The following is a 16,012-nucleotide window of genomic DNA, read 5'->3' on the forward strand; positions in this document are numbered from 1 at the left end:
CGACGCGACAACAGAATGATCTTTGCATGCGGTAACCGAATCGGGGGACTCGCTGCGCCAGCCACGTCCCTGCCGACAGCCCGAGGCACCCATGACGCCCCTCAGTACCATCAGTGACCCAGGACGGAAGAGAACGAGCGGCGTCCCCGGCGGGGTCGACGCCCCGCTGTCCTCCGAGCACATCGACGACCTGGTGCGCGGCGTCGCCCTCCAGCCCCCCGGCCCCGCCCGCGCCGCCGCCCGGGACCGCGTCATCCGGCGGCTCCTCCCGCTCGCCCGCCGGATCGCCGCCAAGTACCGCGGTGTGGCGGGGGAGGAGCAGGACGACCTCGTCCAGGTCGCCTGCCTCGGACTCGTCAAGGCCGTCGACGGCTACGACCCCGGCCGTGGCCACGCCTTCCTGTCGTACGCGCTGCCGACGGTCACCGGCGAACTCAAGCGCCATCTGCGGGACCGGACCGGGCCGCTGCGGCTGCCCCGGCCGGTCCAGGAGGCCCGGCAGCGGGTGCGGCGGGCCCAGGAGGATCTGGAGCAGCGGTCCCGCGGACGCCCGCCCTCGCCCGCCGAGATCGGGCGGGCCTGCGGTCTGACCGAGGAGGCCGTCACGGACGCGCTCAGGTCGGAGGCGGCGTGCCACCCCCGCTCGCTCGACGCCAACCGAGACGGAGCCGACGCGCAGCGGCCCGCCCTGGCCGACACCCTGGGCGACTGCGACGCGGCCCTGGACCTCGTCGCCGACCGCGTGTCCCTGGCACACGCCCTGGGCACCCTGCCTGAGCGCGAACGGCGCATCCTCTACCTGCGGTTCTTCCACGACCGGACGCAGGCGCAGATCGCCGAGGCGGTCGGCGTCTCGCAGATGCACGTGTCCCGGCTGCTGAAACGCTGTCTGGCCCGGCTGCGCGACGAACTGCTGCCGCCCGAGCCCGAGCCCGCGCCCGCCCCCCGGGCCGCCGGCGCCCGGCCCGGCACACCCCCGGCCGAACCGCCCCGGCGGGGGACACCGGCCGACGCGGCCATCCCCGGGACACCGGCGGAACCGGGCGACCACGCGCGCGACGACGAGGCACGGGCCGAAGTGCCCGACCGCCGGCCCGGAGAACTCCCGCTCGCCGGGCGCCGCGAGGCGCGCTCCCCGAGGCCACGGCTCAACAGGCGCCACAGGCGCCGCCGGAGCCGCACCCGTACGGCCAGGCGCGCGCCCACTCCTGCCACCCGCGCCGCACGCGCGCCGTGCCCCGCCCCAGCGCGCCTGCCGAACATGCCACGAGCCTGGCAAAAGGGTCACTTTCCGTTTATCAGAACGATGCGGGGGTCACCCACCGGGCACGACTGAGGCCGTCTCTGAGGGAGTTCGTATGACACTGGTCGCCGACTACGTCCTGCAGCGCCTGTCCGAATGGGGCGTACACCGTGTCTACGGCTACCCCGGCGACGGCATCAACGGCATGCTCGGCGCCTTCGACCGGGCCGGGGGAGAGCCGGAGTTCATCCAGGTACGGCACGAGGAGATGGCCGCGTTCATGGCGTGCGCGCACGCCAAGTTCACCGGCGAGGTGGGCTGCTGCATCGCCACCTCCGGCCCCGGCGCCGTGCACCTGCTGAACGGCCTCTACGACGCGAAACTCGACCACCAGCCGGTCGTCGCCGTCATCGGCCAGCAGAAGCGGCTGTCGCTGGGCGCGCACTACCAGCAGGAGATCCACCTGGACCGGCTGTTCGCCGACGTGTCGGACTTCTGCCAGGTGGTCATGCACCCGGGGCAGACCCGGCACGTCATCGACCGGGCGTTCAAGACGGCCCTCACCACCCGCGGCGTCGCCACGATCATCGTCCCGGACGACATCCAGGAGGAGGGCGCCGTCCCGTCGCCGCCGAAGATGCACGGCTCCGTGTTCTCCAGCGTCGGCTGGAGCCAGCCGCGCGTCCTGCCCCACGAGGGCGAGCTGCGCAAGGCCGCCGACATCCTCAACGCCGGCGAGAAGGTCGCCATGGTCATCGGCCAGGGCGCCGCCAAGGCCCAGGGCGAGGTCATCGAGGTCGCCGAACTCCTCGGCGCCGGAGTGGCGAAGGCACTCCTCGGGCGGGAGGTGCTGCCGGACGACCTGCCGTTCGTCACCGGCCCCATCGGCCTGCTCGGCAGCAAGGCCAGCGACGAGATGATCCAGGGCTGCGACACCCTGCTGATGGTCGGCACCAGCTTCCCCTACTCCGAATGGCTGCCCGACGAGGGCCGGGCCAAGGGAGTCGAGATCGACATCGACGGCCGGATGATCGGCATCCGGTACCCGATGGACGCCCACCTCGTGGGCGACTCCAAGGAGACCCTCAAGGCGCTGCTGCCGCTGCTGCGGCGCAAGGAGGACCGCGGCTGGCGCAAGAAGATCGAGAAGCACGTCCGCGAGTGGAACGCCGTCTGCGACAAGTGGGCGAGCGAGAACTTCGGCGGCACGATCAACCCGCAGGCGGTCGCCGCGGAGCTGTCGCCGCGCCTGCCCGACGGCGCCATCCTGACCGCCGACTCCGGCTCCGGCACCAACTGGTGGGCCCGGCACCTGAAGCTGCGCGACGGCATGCGGGCCTCGCTGTCCGGCACCCTCGCCACGATGGGCCCCGGCACGCCGTACGCCATCGCCGCGCGGTTCGCCTACCCGGACCGGCCGGTCATCGCCTTCGTCGGCGACGGCGCGTTCCAGATGAACGGCATGAACGAGATGATCACCATCAAGCGGTACCTGGACCGTCTCTCCGGCCCCGCGCCGTTCATCTTCTGCATCTTCAACAACCAGGACCTCAACCAGGTCACCTGGGAACAGCGGGCCATGGCCGGCGACCCCAAGTACCCCGGCTCGCAGTACATCCCGGACGTGCCGTACGCCCAGTACGCCGAACTCCTCGGACTGAAGGGCATCTACTGCGACAACCCGAAGAAGGTCGGGGCCGCCTGGGAGGAGGCCCTGGCCTGCGACCGGCCCGTGGTCCTGGAGTTCAAGACCGACCAGGAGATCGCCCCGATCCCGCCGCACATCGTGGCCAGTCAGGGGAAGAAGGCCGCCAAGGCCGCCGTGAAGGACCCGGAGCGTACCGGCATCGCCACCAAGGGCGCCCGGCAGAAGCTGTCCGAGATGGTCGAGCGCCTGCCCGGCCGGCACTGAGGAGGACCGAACCGATGGCAGTGGGACCGGCACCGGCCGAATGCCGCATCGACGCGGTCGACGTGCACGCCTTCGAGGTGCCCACCGACGGCCCCGACGGCAAGGAGCAGGACGGCACTTTGGAGTGGGACTCCACGACCGCCGTCCTGGTCCGGGTGCACGCCGGCGGCAGAACCGGACTCGGCTACACCTACGGGGACGTGTCGGTCGCCTCGTTCGTGACCTCGGAACTGGCCCCCCTGCTGCACGGTGAGCACGTCACCGCGCCGGCCGCCCTCTCGGAGCTGATGGGGCGGCAGATCCGCAACGCCGGCCGCCCCGGCGTCGGCGCGATGGCCGTCTCCGCCGTGGACGTCGCCCTGTGGGACCTCAAGGCACGGCTGCTGGACCTGCCACTGACCCACGTCCTGCCCTCCTACCACGACCGGGTCCCGGTCTACGGCAGCGGCGGCTTCACCAACTACCCCCTGGACCGTCTCGCCGACCAGCTGACCGGCTGGGCGGAACAGGGCATCCCGCGCGTCAAGCTCAAGACCTCCCGCGAGCCCGGACGCGACCCCGAACGGCTCGCCGCGGTGCGCAAGGCGCTCGGCGACGGCCCCGAGTTGTTCACCGACGCCAACGGCGCGCTCAGCCGCAAGGAGGCGCTGTACTGGGCGCGCAGGTTCCACGAGGAGTGGGACGTCCGCTGGTTCGAGGAGCCCGTCAGCTCCGCCGATCTCACCGGGCTGCGGATGCTGTGCGAGGCCGGACCCGGACGGCTGGAGATCGCCGCGGGGGAGTACGCCTACACCCTCCAGGACTTCACCAACCTGGTGGAAGGCCCCTCGGTGGACTGCCTCCAGGCCGACGTGACCCGCTGCGGCGGCATCACCGGCGTCCTCCGGGCGGCGGGCCTCGCCGACGCCCACCACCTCGACCTGTCCGCCCACTGCGCCCCGGCCGTCTCCGCCCACGCCTTCTGCGCCGTGCGCCGGCTGCGGCACCTGGAGTACTTCCACGACCACGTCCGGGTCGAGCGCCTGCTGTTCGACGGCACCCGGTCACCCGACGGCGGCGCCCTGCGCCCCGACCCCGGCCGCCCCGGGCTCGGCCTCGACGTCAAGTGGTCCGACGCCGAGCCCTACCGCGTCCACGGCACACGACCGGCCTGACAGCCCGCAGGGCCCGACCGGAGACGCGGTGCGGCACCTCCTCCACGGAGCGGAAGCCGGTCCGGATCGCGCCCGTGTACTTGTCGCGCAGGTCGCGCAGGGCGGCGTAGATCTCGCCCTTGCGCCCGCCCTTGGAGGGCCTGGACAACCGGCTCATCCGCGACCAGCAGTCGCGGAACATGAACGCCGAGGACATCCAGGAACTCCCGCACCCCGAGGGCGGCGCCTGGCTCGTGGTCCACTTCGGCGCCGGCACCACCGAGCCCCGAACGCGCGACGCCGGCCCGCCCGAAGCCGCCCCTGGGCCGGGGGGTCCTGCGCACCTCGGCCGCCGTCGCCGTCGCCGTCGCCGTCGGCACGGCCGTCGCGGCGTCCGCCGTACGTGCGGCGCGCCGCTGACCACACGGGCCGGTCCGGCCGCCACGGGCACCTGCTTCGGGCGCTCCTTTCCTGGGAACTCGGTCGCCGGGACAAGCGAAGGGCCGGCGTCCGGCCGGAGGAGGTGCCGTTTCCGTGGATCACATGCACAACTGGGAGCCCCCCGAAGACGTACGACTCTCCGCGCGCGAGCGGCTCGCCCTGCTGGAGATCGAGGCGGACCTCAAGCGGGACCGGCGGCTCGTGCACCGGATGGGCGAGGAGAACCGGGGCGCCTCGCTGCCGCTGGCCGTCCTGCTGCTGGCGGCCGCGTCGGTGTTCGTGGCCGTGGCGGGCGTCCGCACCTCGGACGCCGCCCTGCTCTGGTGCTTCGTCCTGCTGTGGCCGCTGACCCTGCTCCAGGCCTTCCGGCTGCTCTGCCGTACCGTCCGGCGCCACCGGAAGGGCGACCGGCCCCCGCGGCCGTGGCACGGAGGATGACCGACGTGATCGTGTGATGAGGCCCCCGGCGGCACCTGCCGCCGGGGGCCTCATCACGCATCGCGGCCGCCGCCGCTCAGGCGCCCTTGCCCCGTCCCGAGAACATGTCACGCATCCGGTCGACCAGCCCGGCCCCGGGGGCCAGCAGCTTGTTGGCCGGCGGCTCGTCCGGCGCCGACGGGTGCGGCCGGGTCGGCGCCGTCTTCTTCGCCCGGCGCACCTTGTCGCCCAGGTCCATCAGCGCGTCCGGGGGACAGGTCGCCGCCAGCTTCGGGAAGAGGTTCTGCTCCTCGTCGTCCACATGCATACGGATCTCGCGCATCAGCTGACCCATGAGCGTGTCGAACTGCGGATCGTCCGCCTCCAGACTCTCCAGGTCCTTCATCATCTGCTCGGCCTTGGCGTGGTCCTCGATCTCCTTGTCGGCCAGCGCGTCGCCGCCCGTCAGGTGCTCGCGCACCGCCGGGTACAGGTAGGACTCCTCCGCCACCGAGTGGCGGACCAGTTCCATCGTGGCCTGGTCGGCCAGGATCTTGCGCTCCTTGGCGCCGGGCGGCAGCGCCTCGATGCGGCCGAACAGCTCCTCGACCTCGCGGTGGTCGGTCGTCAGCTCCTGGATGACGTTTCCGCCGTGACCCATGTCGTTACCTCCTGGCAGAACGCGGTGGCCGCGGGCAGGCCCACCGTCGTCGACCACGAGTGCCCTCCCGGCCGCGCGCTACACGGCCCGCCGCGTGCCGTGAGCGCATCGGGTGCCGGGCCGCCGCCGTCCGGGCCCGCGCGGAAGGCGCCCGCCCGGCCGGGGGCGGAGAATGCCCTGCTCCCGGCCCCCTCCGCCGACACCGGCGAGGTTCTCGGGGCGACTGTCCGTGATGACCTGAGTCGCGCGAGTACCCGTGATTCCGGAGAATAAGAATCAACGTGTGAATCCAACCGGCCCGGGAACTCAGAGGGCCGGCGCCGTCCAGCCAGAGGCGGCCGACACGGGGCGGTCCTCCGGATCAGCGGGACCCCGGCCCCGTCCTTTTCTGCCTTCAGCGGGCCGACACCTCGGCCCGGCGGCACGTCAGGCGCCGGACGCCTCCAGGACAGCGACGTCCCGGGCGGACCCGCACGACGCGGACGACGTGGCGTACGCGGACGAAGGAAACGCCCCGATGACTGGTGACACCCCGCCCGTTCCCTGGCAGCGGGCCGTCGTGACCGGCGGCGCCGGCTTCCTCGGCTCCCACCTGTGCGAACGGCTGCTGGATTCAGGCGTCGAAGTCGACTGCGCGGACAACCTGGTCTGCGGGCGGCGCGAGAACGTGGCCCACCTCGACGGCAGGCCGGGCTTCCGCTACCTGCCCTGCGACGTGTCCGCGCCCGCCTGCCCCGAACAGCTGACGGGGCCGTACGACCTGGTCCTGCACTTCGCCTGCCCCGCGTCCCCCGCCGACCATCTGCGCCTGCCCCTGCACACCCTGGACGCCGGCAGCCTCGGCACCCGCAACGCCCTGCGGATCGCCGAACGCGACGGCGCCCGGTTCCTGCTTGCCTCCACCTCCGAGGTGTACGGCGATCCGCTCGTGCACCCGCAGCACGAGGGCTCCTGGGGCAACGTCAACCCGGTCGCCCCGCGCAGCGTCTACGACGAGTCGAAGCGGTTCGCCGAGGCCCTGGTCAGCGCGCACGCCGGCACCCGGGGCATCGACGCCGGGATCGTGCGGCTGTTCGACACCTACGGGCCGCGGATGCGCGCCCACGACGGCCGGGCCGTGCCCACCTTCATCAGCCAGGCCCTCGCCGGAGAGCCGCTCACCGTGACCGGCGACGGCCGGCAGACCCGCTCCCTGTGCTACGTGGACGACACCGTCGACGGCGTGCTCCGGGTCGCCGCGAGCCGGTCCGTGCGGCCCGTCGACATCGGCGGCGGCGACGAGATCACCATGGCCGACCTGGCCCGCCGCATCGTCGCCCTGACCGGCTCCATCTCCCCGGTCGCTTTCATCGACCGGCCCCTCGACGACCCGGGTCCGCGCCGCCCCGACACCACCCTCGCCCACGAACTGCTGGGCTGGTCGCCCGAGGTGCCGTGGGAGGAGGGCCTGAAGCAGACCATCGCCTGCTTCGCCGCCCTCCCGACGGACGGAGGGCCGGCCCTGCTGCCGACGGACGGAGGTCCGGACCCGCAGAGCTGACCACCCGCCCGTCCGCCCCGCCGCCCCTGGAGCCACGCGCATGCACGTCCTTGGAATCAACGCACTCTTCCACGATCCCGCCGCGGCCCTCTTCACCGACGGCACGGTCGTGGCGGCGGCCGAGGAGGAGCGGTACTCCCGCCCGGCCGTCGTCCACGTCGACGGCACCGCCCGCATCCAGACCGTGGACCGTGCCGGCGAACCCCTCGTCGACCGCATGATCGACGGCTTCGAACGGCGCACCGGACTGCCCGTGGTCGTCAACACCAGCCTCAACACCGCCGGCGAGCCCATGGTCGACGACCCCCGCGACGCCCTGGAGTGCTTCGGCTCGGCCCCCGTCGACCTGCTCGGCCTCGGCCCGTTCGCGATCCGCCGCGCGAAGGCGTTCGCATGAGCCCCGCGCCCGCCTACAGCGTCGTCGTCCCGACGGTCGGCCGCCCCTGCCTCGCCGAGTGCCTGCGCGCGCTCGCCGCCGCCGACGGGCACCCGCCGCACGAGGTGATCGTCGTCGACGACCGGCCCGCCCCGGACGGCGGCCTGCCACTGGAGCCCGCCGGGCTGCTGCTCGACCGGGTCCGCACCCTGCGCACGGGCGGCCGGGGTCCGGCCGCCGCCCGCAACGCCGGCTGGCGGACCGTGCGCACTCCCTGGACCGTCTTCCTCGACGACGACGTCCAGGTGCTGTCCGACTGGTCCCGGCTGCTCGCCGAGGACCTGCGGGCGGCCGGGGAGGACGTCGGCGGCATCCAGGGGCGGCTGCGTGTCCCCCTGCCCCTGGACCGCCGGCCCACCGACTGGGAACGCAACACCGCCGGCCTGGAGAACGCCGCCTGGGCCACGGCCGACATGGCCTACCGGACGGCCGCCCTCACCCGCGTCGACGGTTTCGACGAGCGGTTCCCGCGCGCCTTCCGGGAGGACGCCGACCTCGCGCTGCGCGTCCAGCGGGCCGGCTGGACCCTGAGCCGGGGGAGCCGCATCACCTGCCACCCGGTCCGCCCGGCCCACTGGTGGGCCTCGCTGCCCGTGCAGCGAGGCAACGCCGACGACGTGCTCATGAACCGGCTCCACGGACGCGACTGGTGGACCCGCGCCCAGGCACCCCGCGGCCGGCTCCCACGCCACCTGGCCGTGACCGGCGCCGCGCTCGCCGCCGCCTCCTGCGCGCTGGCCGGCCGCCGCCGGACCGCCGTCGCACTCGGCGCCCTGTGGACCCTGGGTACGGCCGAGTTCGCGCTCGCCCGCATCCTGCCCGGCCCGCGCACCGCCCGCGAGATCGCCGGGATGCTCGGCACCAGCATCCTCATCCCGCCGCTCGCCGCCCGGCACTGGCTGCGCGGAGTGATCCGCCACCGGCACGCCGCACCCCTCGGGGGTGGCCGGTGAGCACCGGCCACCCCCGTGAACTCCCGCTCGCGGCCGTCCTGTTCGACCGCGAAGGCACCCTCGTCCACTACGTGCCGTACAACGGCGACCCACTGGCCACCGGCGTGGTCAGCAACCAGTCCGGCGTCGGCCGCGGCCTGCTCACCGAGGACGAGGTCCGCCGCGTCAACGAGCGCGCAAACGCGCTCCTCGGCGGCCTGGACACCTGGCTCCACTGCCCCCACCTGCCGGACGCCGCCTGCCCCTGCCGCAAGCCCAGGCCCGGACTGGTCCTCGCGGCGGCGGCCCGCCTCGGCGTCTCCCCGCACGCCTGCCTGGTCATCGGGGACATCGCCGCCGACGTGGAGGCCGCCCACGCGGCGGGCGCCCGCGCCGCACTCGTCCCCAACGCGGCCACCGCCCCGGCGGAGACGAAACGCTACGCCGCCGAGCACGCCCCCGACGCCCTCACGGCACTCCGCCGGGCCCTCGCCCGAACGCCGGCGCCGGCGGGGACCCAGGCCCCCCGCACGCCCCCGAACCGCCCCGAAGCCCGGCCGTCCACGCACACGCCGGCCACCGTGCCCACGCCGGACGCGCGAGCGACCGGGCATACGTCCGACGCGCCCGCCTCCCGGCACCCGGCGGCCCCGGCAAGCCCCCGCGCACAGGACGGGACGCGGCCCAACTCCGTGCCCCGGCCGAAGGGTGAGACGCGCCGCGCGGTGGGGCGCTGGTCGCCGTGAAGGCGCTCGTCGTCCGGCTCGACAGCTTCGGTGACGTCCTGCTCGCCGGGCCCGCCGTGCGTGCCGTCGCCGCCGGCTGTTCCCACCTGACCATGCTGTGCGGGCCGCGCGGCGCCGACGCCGCCCGGATGCTGCCCACCGCGCCGCTGCTGCGGCTCGCCGGAGTCGGCCGGATCGGCGCCGACAGCGTCGACCACCCCGGCCGCCTGCTCGACGAACGGCACCGCCGGCTGCCGGACCGCCACGAGGCCCAGGCCGCCCTCGACACCGCCACCGCCCTTGGCTTTCCGCCGACGGCCGGAGACGACGGCCCCCTGCACGTCGTACCGCCCCCGGACACCGGCGCCCTGACCGGGCACGGCCCGTACGCCGTCCTGCACCCCGGCGCCAGCGCCCCCGCCCGCGCCTGGAGCCCCGACCGGTGCGCGGAAGCGGTCGCCCTGCTCGCCGACGCCGGGCACCGCGTGGTCGTCACCGGCGGCCCCGGCGAGCGGGCCCTGACCCGCCGGGTGGCCGGCGACCTCGCCGTGGACCTCGGCGGCCGCACCACCGCGCGCACCCTCGCCGGGGTGCTGCGCATGGCCGACGCCGTCGTCAGCGCCAACACCGGCCCCGCCCACCTGGCCGCGGCCGTCGGCACCCCCGTGGTGTCCCTGTTCGCGCCGGTGGTCCCGGCCGGCCGCTGGGCGCCGTACGGCGTCCCCGTGATCCTTCTCGGCGACCCGTCGGCGCCGTGCGCGGACACCAGGGCCCTGGTCTGGCCGGTGCCCGGACACCCCTGCCAGGACGAGGTCACCGGACAGGACGTCGTGCGCGCGGTCCACAAGCTCATGCAGGAGGGCTCCTCGTGAACATCCTCGTCTGGCACGTGCACGGTTCATGGCTCACGGCCTTCGTGCAGGGCCCGTACACCTACCTCGTCCCGGTCACCGAGGACCGCGGGCCCGACGGCCTGGGCCGGGCGGTCAGCCGGGACTGGCCCGCCACCGTGCAGGAGCGCACGCCGAAGGAACTCTGGGACAGCGACATCGACTTGATGGTGCTCCAGCGCCCCCACGAACTCGACCTGGCCCTGCGCTGGACCGGCCGCCGCCCCGGCGTGGACGTTCCCGCCGTGTACGTCGAGCACGACTGCCCCGGCGTGTCCGCCGAGCGGACCCAGCACCCGCTGGCCGCGCAGAGCCGGATACCCGTCGTCCACGTCACCCACTTCAACCGGCTGATGTGGGACAACGGCACGGCACCCACCGAGGTCGTCGAGCACGGCATCATCGACCCCGGGCCACTGTGGACCGGCACCGAACAGCGGGCGGCGGTCGTCGTCAACGAGCCCGTGCGCAGGGGCCGTACGACCGGGACGGACCTGCTGCCCCGCTTCGCCTGCTCGGCCCCGCTCGACGTCTTCGGCATAGCCACCGAAGGGCTCGCCGAGCGCCTCGGCCTGCCGCCCGAGCGGTGCCGCGGCCGGGACCTGCCGCAGGCCGCCCTGCACGCGGCGATGGCCCGCTGCCGGCTGTACCTGCACCCGGTGCGCTGGACCTCCCTGGGGCTGTCCCTGCTGGAGGCCATGTTCCTCGGCATGCCGGTCGTAGCCCTCGACACCACCGAGGTCAGGGAGGCGATACCCGAGGGCGCCGGGGTGGTCTCCAACCGCCTCGACGTCCTCGACGAGGCCATCAGGACGTTCCTCGCCGACCCGGAGTACGCGCGGCTGACCGGGGACGCCGCCAGGACCGCGGCCCAGGCCCGCTACGGAGAGCGGCGCTTCCTGGACGAGTGGGAGCGCCTGATCAAGGAGGTCACCCGATGAGCCGCAGTCTGCCCTCGGCCGGGCGGGTCGCCATGGTCTCCGAGCACGCCGGCCCCCTGGCCGCCCTCGGCGGACCGGCCGCGGGGGGCAGAACGTCTACGTGGCGCAGGTCGTCCGGCAGCTCGCCAGAAAGGGGTACCGCGTCACCGTCTACACCCGCCGTGACTCCACCGGACTGCCGGACCGGATGATCCTCATCGACGGCGTCCACGTCGTGCACGTGCCGGCCGGGCCGCCGGCCCCCGTCCCCAAGGACGAACTGCTGCCGCACATAACCGAGTTCGGAGCCTTCCTGGCCCGGGCCCCCCGTGACCTGCGCCTGCCCCCGCCCGGCACGCCCTCCCCGGCCCCCGGGGCGGTCGTCGTCCACCCCGGCGCCGCGTCCGGGGCGCGCCGCCGGCCCGTCGAGGGGCACGCCGCCGTCGTACGGTGCCTGCGCGCCACTGGACACCATGTGATGCTCACCGGCGGGCCCGGCGAGGAGCCCTGGTGCGGTCGGTCGCCGAGCGCGGCGGCCACCCCGCGAGCGGCATGCTGACCGGCGGACTGCCCTTCGGCGAGCTGTCCGCGCTGGTGGCGCACGCCTCCCTCGTGCTCAGCGGGGACACCGGCCTCGCCCATCTCGCCGTCGCCCCCGGCAGCCGCTCGGTCACCCTGTCAGGGCCGGTCTCCCCGCGCCTGTGGGTGCCGCCGCCGGGCCCCGGCACCTCGCCCTGTGGAAACCCGGCCCACCCGGCGACCCGCACGGCCGCACCCCCGACACCCGGCTGCTGCGCATCACCGCCTGCGAGGTCACCGCCGCCGCCCGGACCCTGCTCGGCCACGACGGCCGTCCTGATGCGCACCGGGCACCTGATGCGTACCGTGCCCGCGCCTCGGAGCCCGGCGCGCGCCCTCGGCCGCGCGCCCACCGCGCTGTCGTGGGCGCGGTGCGGGCGCGCCCCCTCCCGCCCGCACCGGAGCCGGCCCGTGAAGGCCACCCGCACGGCGGTATGTCGGACGAGGAAATCCGGCCCCGACACGCCCGGGGAGAGTCATTGCGTCGGGCAACCGGCGGAGGCAGAGTGAACCCCCCGGTCAAGACGCGGCTGGCTGACTACCTCCCCACAGGAAGTTCGGTCCCCATGGAAAACGGTCAGCTGTCCCACCCCCGCACCGCCGCCCTGTCCCTGAAGGCCGTACGGGAACGACGCCCCGAGGTGGGCCTGATCAGCGTGCTCAAGGCGCGCGGCACGGTCGACGCCTCCAACGCCCCGGAGTTCTCCGCCGCCCTGGCCGAGCACGTCGAGCGTGCCGACATCGCCGGGGAACACGCCGTCCTGGACATGACCGAGGTGTACCTCGCCAGCGCCGTCGCCGTGCGGTCCCTGGACCGGGCCACCGGGAACCTCGCCTTCTCCGGCCGCTCCCTGCCCGTCGTACAACCGCGGCCGCATGTACGCGAGATGCTGCGGCTCGCCGGGCTGCAGGGCGTGCGCGTCCACGCGACCATGGCCTCCGCGCTGCACGCCCTGGAAGACCGAAGACCGGTACGGCCCGAGCCCGGCGTCCGACGCTGACGGGCCGGGCGCACGCCCGGCGCGGTTGTCGGCCGGCCGCCTCCCGTGCAAGGTGGTGTGGAAGGTCAGGAAGGGGCCGTGCCTGTTCCGTGTGACGTCCTGTCTGGGTGATGCCATGAAATCCGCTTCCGACCGGCCCGGCGCCGCGGCTCCCCTGGTCATCGAGTCGTCCGTCGTCGAGGGCCTGCCGGCCGAGGGCGCGCTGCTGCTGCGCATGTCCGGCAGCCTCGACGCCGACGGCGCGCACGCCTGGTCGGAGGAACTGCGCGGACACCTCGCCAAGGCCGACCGTGCCGGACTGCGCCCCGTCCTCGACATGGCCCATGTGCTCCTCGGCGGCGCCGCCGTACTGCGCACGCTGAGCGAGGCCACTCTGGCCCGCACCGGACGCCCCGACCTGATCATCGTCCGGGCGCGCCCCGGCGTACGGGAAGCGGTGCACCTCGCCCGCCTGGCCGGCGTACGGCTCTACACCACCCTCGACGAGGCCCTGCGGGAGATGGCCCGGACGGTGACCCGGGTGGAGGACCTGCCGGCCTGGCGCTCCCAGATGGCCGATCCGCTGCGCCCGTCCTACGAGGACCTGCACAAGGAGGTCCGGGCCCTGCGCGCCCGGGTGCGCACCGCCCCGGTCATCGGCATGGCCCAGGGGACGCTGATGGTCCGCTACGGCCTGGCCGACTCGGGGAGCGCATTCCGGGTGCTGCGCGAGGCCTCGCAGCGGTTCAACGTCCCGCTGCGCGTCCTGGTGTCCGCCGTGGTGGTGGCCCGGCCCCCGGACGGCGCGGTGTGGTTCCCCGGCCGCCGCCCGCTGCCCGTGCCGGCGCTGCGGATCCTCGCCCGGGGCGGGCGCGACCCGCGCTACCGGCGGCAGATGATCGACGCGGTGCTGCACGAGGCGCTGGCCATCGGCCGGGCACCCGCCGGATACGTCCAGTTCGTCGACCCGGCCGTGAACGCCCTGATGCTGGAGACCCACCACGGCTGCGACGAAACCTTCCTGGACGTGCTCGTGCGCGGCCGGGACGAGGGCACCGCCGACGCGGCCGCCCGTACCCGTGGACAGGCCGTGAGCGTCCCGGACGTGGTGACGGACCCGCTGCTCTGCGACGACAGCCGGCGCGCCCTCCTGACCAACGGCACCCGTGCGCTGCGCAGCACCCCGGTCGTCTCCGGCGCCGGCTCCTGCCTCGGCGTGATCACCCTGCACTGGGAGGAGGCCGGCCGCCGGCCCACCGCCGGCCAGAGCGACGCGCTGGACGTGCTGGCGGGCGACACGGCGGCCTGGCTGAGCTGGTACCACCGGTCGGTCCTGCTGGACGCACTCGAACACGTGCACAAGGCGCTGAGCCGGCGCACCCCCTGAGCCGGCGCACCCCCTGAGCCGGCGGGCGGCCCGGTCGCGGGGGTGTGCGTCACCCGCGTCACCCGCGTCACCCGCGTCCCTCTGGGAACCCGGACCCCGCACGCAGCACAGTACGTACCCTTCCGGAGGGAGCGCGGCGCATGTCCAATCCGCAGCAGCCCGAACAGCGGCGCAGTGACAGGGGAGGCGCCACCCCGCAGGACGTCGGCGAACTCAAGGCCCGCCAGAAGGCCGGCCGCACGGGACCCCGCCCGCACGGCTCGGACAAGGGCGAGAAGGGCGGGGGCCAGGGCGGCGGAGTACCTCCGGCGCAGCGCCCCGACCATCCCTGACCCGCTGTCCACCGCACCGGCGGCCCCGAGGACGTCACCAGACGTCCTCGGGGCCGTCGCCCGTCCCCGGCCGCCGTCAGGCTCGGACCGCGTCCCCGGCCGCCAAGCTCCGACCGCGTCTCGCCCGCTAGGCTCGGAGCATGCGGATCTCCGTCTCCTCGGACATGGACGAACCCGTCGCCCGGCTCCTCGTCGAGGAGCTGCGGAACCGGGGACACGAGGTGCGGGCGTACGGCGCGCTGCGCGCCGGGGACGACGCCCGGTGGGCGGTCTGCTCCGCGGCCGCCGCCCGTGACGTCGGCGACGGGGCGGCGGACCAGGCCGTCGTCTGCTGCTGGACCGGCACCGGCGCCTCGATCGCCGCGAACAAGGTGCCCGGCGTCCGGGCGGCCCTGTGCACGGACGCCGGGACGGCGCGGGGAGCGCGGCAGTGGAACGACGCGAACGTCCTGGCGCTCGGCCTGCGGCTTACCTCGGCGCCCGTGCTGAAGGAGATCCTGGACGCCTGGTTCGCGGCCGAGGCGAGCCAGGACGCCGAGGACCGGCAGAACCTGGCTCACCTCGACCGCATCGACACCGGGCCCGACCGCGGCTGAGTGGAGATCAGTGGGCGCCGAGCCCGCCCCCGCCGAACGAGCCGCTCGACCCCTTGCTCCAGCGCGGGCGGCCCTGGCCCTGCCCGCTGTCGCTCGGCCTGGACTTCATGTTGTTCAGTTCGTACGGAGTGAGCGGGCGGCCGCCCTTCTCCATGTGCGGGACCTCCTGCGACTCCATGCTCTGCCGGACTTCGTGCACCGCACCCTCGGGGGGCAGGTGCGGCTGCTCGTCCGGACGCGGCCGCGGGGGTTCGCGGTACTTGATCCGCGAGTTCATCCAGAAGCCGCCCGCGAGCAGGGCCAGAACGACCACCGCGGCGCCGAAGAGTGCCAGACTCATCAGGCCGCTGGCCGCGGCCATCTGCATCGTTGCGGTATTCATAGATGAGGAATACCCCGCCCAGAACAGGACGAACCCGGGCACTTCCCGTGAGGTTTGCCCGTCCCGGCCCCGGCTACCCGGCCGGAGTGACACCGCCTACTTCCCAGCAGCAGCTCTACCGGTTCCTGGAGGACCGCTTCACGTGCGCCCAGGCGTGCACCGAGTGCGCCAGGGCCTGTGCGGTGCGCGCGAGCCTCCTCGACCCGGACGGCACCGAGCGGCAGGAGCGCGTCCGCCGCCTCGGCATCATGTGCGCGGAGGTGTGCGACGCGACCTGCCGCATGCTGTCCGAGCAGAACCGCCAGGACGAGGCCGGCATCCGGGTCCAGCTGGAATGGTGCCGCTCAGTCTGCCTCGACTCCGCGCACGCCCTCGACGAGCAGCCCGGCGCCGAGGGGACCGCGGCGTCCTGCCGGGACTGCGCCCGCGCCTGCACGGACTTCATGGCGACCCTGAACTGAGGTTCCCAATTTCTGGAACACGTTCTACGGTGTGCGCCGTCAGGA

16 protein-coding genes and 3 pseudogenes are annotated in these 16,012 nt (G+C 74.3%); 17 read left to right on the top strand and 2 right to left on the bottom strand.

The genetic code is table 11. From position 1 onward, the window contains the following. Positions 1 to 91 precede the first annotated feature (91 nt). From ABZ854_RS30080 to ABZ854_RS30095, 4 genes are all read left to right on the top strand, one after another. The gene (locus ABZ854_RS30080; RefSeq protein WP_361216924.1) at positions 92 to 1,336 is read left to right on the top strand and encodes a SigB/SigF/SigG family RNA polymerase sigma factor; all 1,245 of its coding nucleotides are present in this window, start codon (positions 92 to 94) and stop codon (positions 1,334 to 1,336) included. A gap of 22 nt (positions 1,337 to 1,358) precedes the next feature. Next, entirely contained in the window at positions 1,359 to 3,155 is a 1,797-nt protein-coding gene (locus tag ABZ854_RS30085) for a thiamine pyrophosphate-requiring protein (protein ID WP_361216927.1), read from the top strand. Positions 3,156 to 3,169: 14 nt separating this feature from the next. Further along, the gene (locus ABZ854_RS30090; RefSeq protein WP_361216930.1) at positions 3,170 to 4,309 is read left to right on the top strand and encodes an enolase C-terminal domain-like protein; all 1,140 of its coding nucleotides are present in this window, start codon (positions 3,170 to 3,172) and stop codon (positions 4,307 to 4,309) included. 522 nt (positions 4,310 to 4,831) lie between these two features. Beyond that, positions 4,832 to 5,167 carry a DUF3040 domain-containing protein gene (locus ABZ854_RS30095; RefSeq protein WP_361217012.1) on the top strand — a complete coding sequence of 112 codons (336 nt, stop codon included), beginning with the start codon at positions 4,832 to 4,834 and terminating at the stop codon, positions 5,165 to 5,167. 76 nt (positions 5,168 to 5,243) lie between these two features. Here the strand turns inward: ABZ854_RS30095 and ABZ854_RS30100 are convergent, their stop codons facing one another. Beyond that, positions 5,244 to 5,807 (bottom strand): hemerythrin domain-containing protein, encoded by a 564-nt coding sequence (locus ABZ854_RS30100; protein ID WP_361216933.1) that lies wholly within the window; start codon positions 5,805 to 5,807, stop codon positions 5,244 to 5,246. A gap of 517 nt (positions 5,808 to 6,324) precedes the next feature. Here ABZ854_RS30100 and ABZ854_RS30105 point away from each other — a divergent pair. The 12 genes and pseudogenes from ABZ854_RS30105 (at position 6,325) to ABZ854_RS30160 (ending at position 15,124) form a co-directional block, all read left to right on the top strand. Beyond that, complete coding sequence (locus tag ABZ854_RS30105; RefSeq protein ID WP_361216936.1) at positions 6,325 to 7,347, top strand: NAD-dependent epimerase/dehydratase family protein; 1,023 nt, start codon at positions 6,325 to 6,327, stop codon at positions 7,345 to 7,347. 73 nt (positions 7,348 to 7,420) lie between these two features. Further along, positions 7,421 to 7,744 (top strand): annotated as a pseudogene (locus tag ABZ854_RS30110) (carbamoyltransferase C-terminal domain-containing protein); the annotation flags it as partial. Next, positions 7,741 to 8,736, top strand: a complete 996-nt coding sequence (locus ABZ854_RS30115; protein ID WP_361216939.1) for a glycosyltransferase — start codon at positions 7,741 to 7,743, stop codon at positions 8,734 to 8,736. The pseudogene ABZ854_RS30110 and the gene ABZ854_RS30115, both read left to right, overlap by 4 nt. Next, positions 8,733 to 9,461 (top strand): HAD-IIIA family hydrolase, encoded by a 729-nt coding sequence (locus tag ABZ854_RS30120; RefSeq protein ID WP_361216942.1) that lies wholly within the window; start codon positions 8,733 to 8,735, stop codon positions 9,459 to 9,461. The genes ABZ854_RS30115 and ABZ854_RS30120 overlap by 4 nt, the downstream gene beginning before the upstream one ends. After that, positions 9,458 to 10,312, top strand: coding sequence for a glycosyltransferase family 9 protein (locus ABZ854_RS30125; protein WP_361216945.1), 855 nt, complete (start codon positions 9,458 to 9,460; stop codon positions 10,310 to 10,312). The genes ABZ854_RS30120 and ABZ854_RS30125 overlap by 4 nt, the downstream gene beginning before the upstream one ends. Then, positions 10,309 to 11,271 carry a glycosyltransferase gene (locus ABZ854_RS30130; protein WP_361216947.1) on the top strand — a complete coding sequence of 321 codons (963 nt, stop codon included), beginning with the start codon at positions 10,309 to 10,311 and terminating at the stop codon, positions 11,269 to 11,271. The genes ABZ854_RS30125 and ABZ854_RS30130 overlap by 4 nt, the downstream gene beginning before the upstream one ends. Continuing rightward, positions 11,268 to 11,572 (top strand): annotated as a pseudogene (locus tag ABZ854_RS30135) (glycosyltransferase); the annotation flags it as partial. The gene ABZ854_RS30130 and the pseudogene ABZ854_RS30135, both read left to right, overlap by 4 nt. Before the next feature lie 3 nt (positions 11,573 to 11,575). Then, positions 11,576 to 12,065: pseudogene (locus ABZ854_RS30140) on the top strand (glycosyltransferase family 9 protein); the annotation flags it as partial. A gap of 330 nt (positions 12,066 to 12,395) precedes the next feature. Next, positions 12,396 to 12,830: an STAS domain-containing protein gene (locus ABZ854_RS30145; RefSeq protein WP_361217015.1), complete on the top strand. Its 435-nt coding sequence runs from the start codon at positions 12,396 to 12,398 to the stop codon at positions 12,828 to 12,830. Positions 12,831 to 12,945: 115 nt separating this feature from the next. Then, entirely contained in the window at positions 12,946 to 14,196 is a 1,251-nt protein-coding gene (locus tag ABZ854_RS30150) for an ANTAR domain-containing protein (RefSeq protein WP_361216950.1), read from the top strand. Between the two features lie 140 nt (positions 14,197 to 14,336). Beyond that, positions 14,337 to 14,528, top strand: coding sequence for a hypothetical protein (locus tag ABZ854_RS30155; RefSeq protein ID WP_361216953.1), 192 nt, complete (start codon positions 14,337 to 14,339; stop codon positions 14,526 to 14,528). A 140-nt stretch (positions 14,529 to 14,668) separates the two neighbouring features. Next, a complete protein-coding gene (locus ABZ854_RS30160; protein ID WP_361216957.1) occupies positions 14,669 to 15,124 on the top strand; it encodes an RpiB/LacA/LacB family sugar-phosphate isomerase in 456 nt (151 codons plus the stop codon). A 7-nt stretch (positions 15,125 to 15,131) separates the two neighbouring features. On the opposite strand, the gene ABZ854_RS30165 is transcribed toward ABZ854_RS30160, so the two are convergent. Next, positions 15,132 to 15,506, bottom strand: coding sequence for a DUF6479 family protein (locus tag ABZ854_RS30165; RefSeq protein WP_361216960.1), 375 nt, complete (start codon positions 15,504 to 15,506; stop codon positions 15,132 to 15,134). A gap of 86 nt (positions 15,507 to 15,592) precedes the next feature. Here ABZ854_RS30165 and ABZ854_RS30170 point away from each other — a divergent pair, with 86 nt between their 5' ends. Beyond that, the gene (locus tag ABZ854_RS30170; RefSeq protein ID WP_361216963.1) at positions 15,593 to 15,967 is read left to right on the top strand and encodes a ferredoxin; all 375 of its coding nucleotides are present in this window, start codon (positions 15,593 to 15,595) and stop codon (positions 15,965 to 15,967) included. The last annotated feature ends 45 nt before the right edge of the window (positions 15,968 to 16,012 follow it).

The organism is Streptomyces sp. NPDC047028 (genome assembly GCF_040644095.1).
Classification (GTDB): domain Bacteria; phylum Actinomycetota; class Actinomycetes; order Streptomycetales; family Streptomycetaceae; genus Streptomyces.

What these genes read in the sequence shown, in the direction of transcription:
- ABZ854_RS30085 (WP_361216927.1), top strand. Translation starts at nt 1,359, where the DNA reads ATGACACTGGTCGCCGACTACGTCCTGCAGCGCCTGTCCGAATGGGGC.
- ABZ854_RS30095 (WP_361217012.1), top strand. Translation starts at nt 4,832, where the DNA reads ATGCACAACTGGGAGCCCCCCGAAGACGTACGACTCTCCGCGCGCGAG.
- ABZ854_RS30165 (WP_361216960.1), bottom strand. Translation starts at nt 15,506, where the DNA reads ATGAATACCGCAACGATGCAGATGGCCGCGGCCAGCGGCCTGATGAGT.
- ABZ854_RS30090 (WP_361216930.1), top strand. Translation starts at nt 3,170, where the DNA reads ATGGCAGTGGGACCGGCACCGGCCGAATGCCGCATCGACGCGGTCGAC.
- ABZ854_RS30145 (WP_361217015.1), top strand. Translation starts at nt 12,396, where the DNA reads ATGGAAAACGGTCAGCTGTCCCACCCCCGCACCGCCGCCCTGTCCCTG.
- ABZ854_RS30150 (WP_361216950.1), top strand. Translation starts at nt 12,946, where the DNA reads ATGAAATCCGCTTCCGACCGGCCCGGCGCCGCGGCTCCCCTGGTCATC.
- ABZ854_RS30155 (WP_361216953.1), top strand. Translation starts at nt 14,337, where the DNA reads ATGTCCAATCCGCAGCAGCCCGAACAGCGGCGCAGTGACAGGGGAGGC.
- ABZ854_RS30100 (WP_361216933.1), bottom strand. Translation starts at nt 5,807, where the DNA reads ATGGGTCACGGCGGAAACGTCATCCAGGAGCTGACGACCGACCACCGC.
- ABZ854_RS30080 (WP_361216924.1), top strand. Translation starts at nt 92, where the DNA reads ATGACGCCCCTCAGTACCATCAGTGACCCAGGACGGAAGAGAACGAGC.
- ABZ854_RS30160 (WP_361216957.1), top strand. Translation starts at nt 14,669, where the DNA reads ATGCGGATCTCCGTCTCCTCGGACATGGACGAACCCGTCGCCCGGCTC.
- ABZ854_RS30105 (WP_361216936.1), top strand. Translation starts at nt 6,325, where the DNA reads ATGACTGGTGACACCCCGCCCGTTCCCTGGCAGCGGGCCGTCGTGACC.
- ABZ854_RS30115 (WP_361216939.1), top strand. Translation starts at nt 7,741, where the DNA reads ATGAGCCCCGCGCCCGCCTACAGCGTCGTCGTCCCGACGGTCGGCCGC.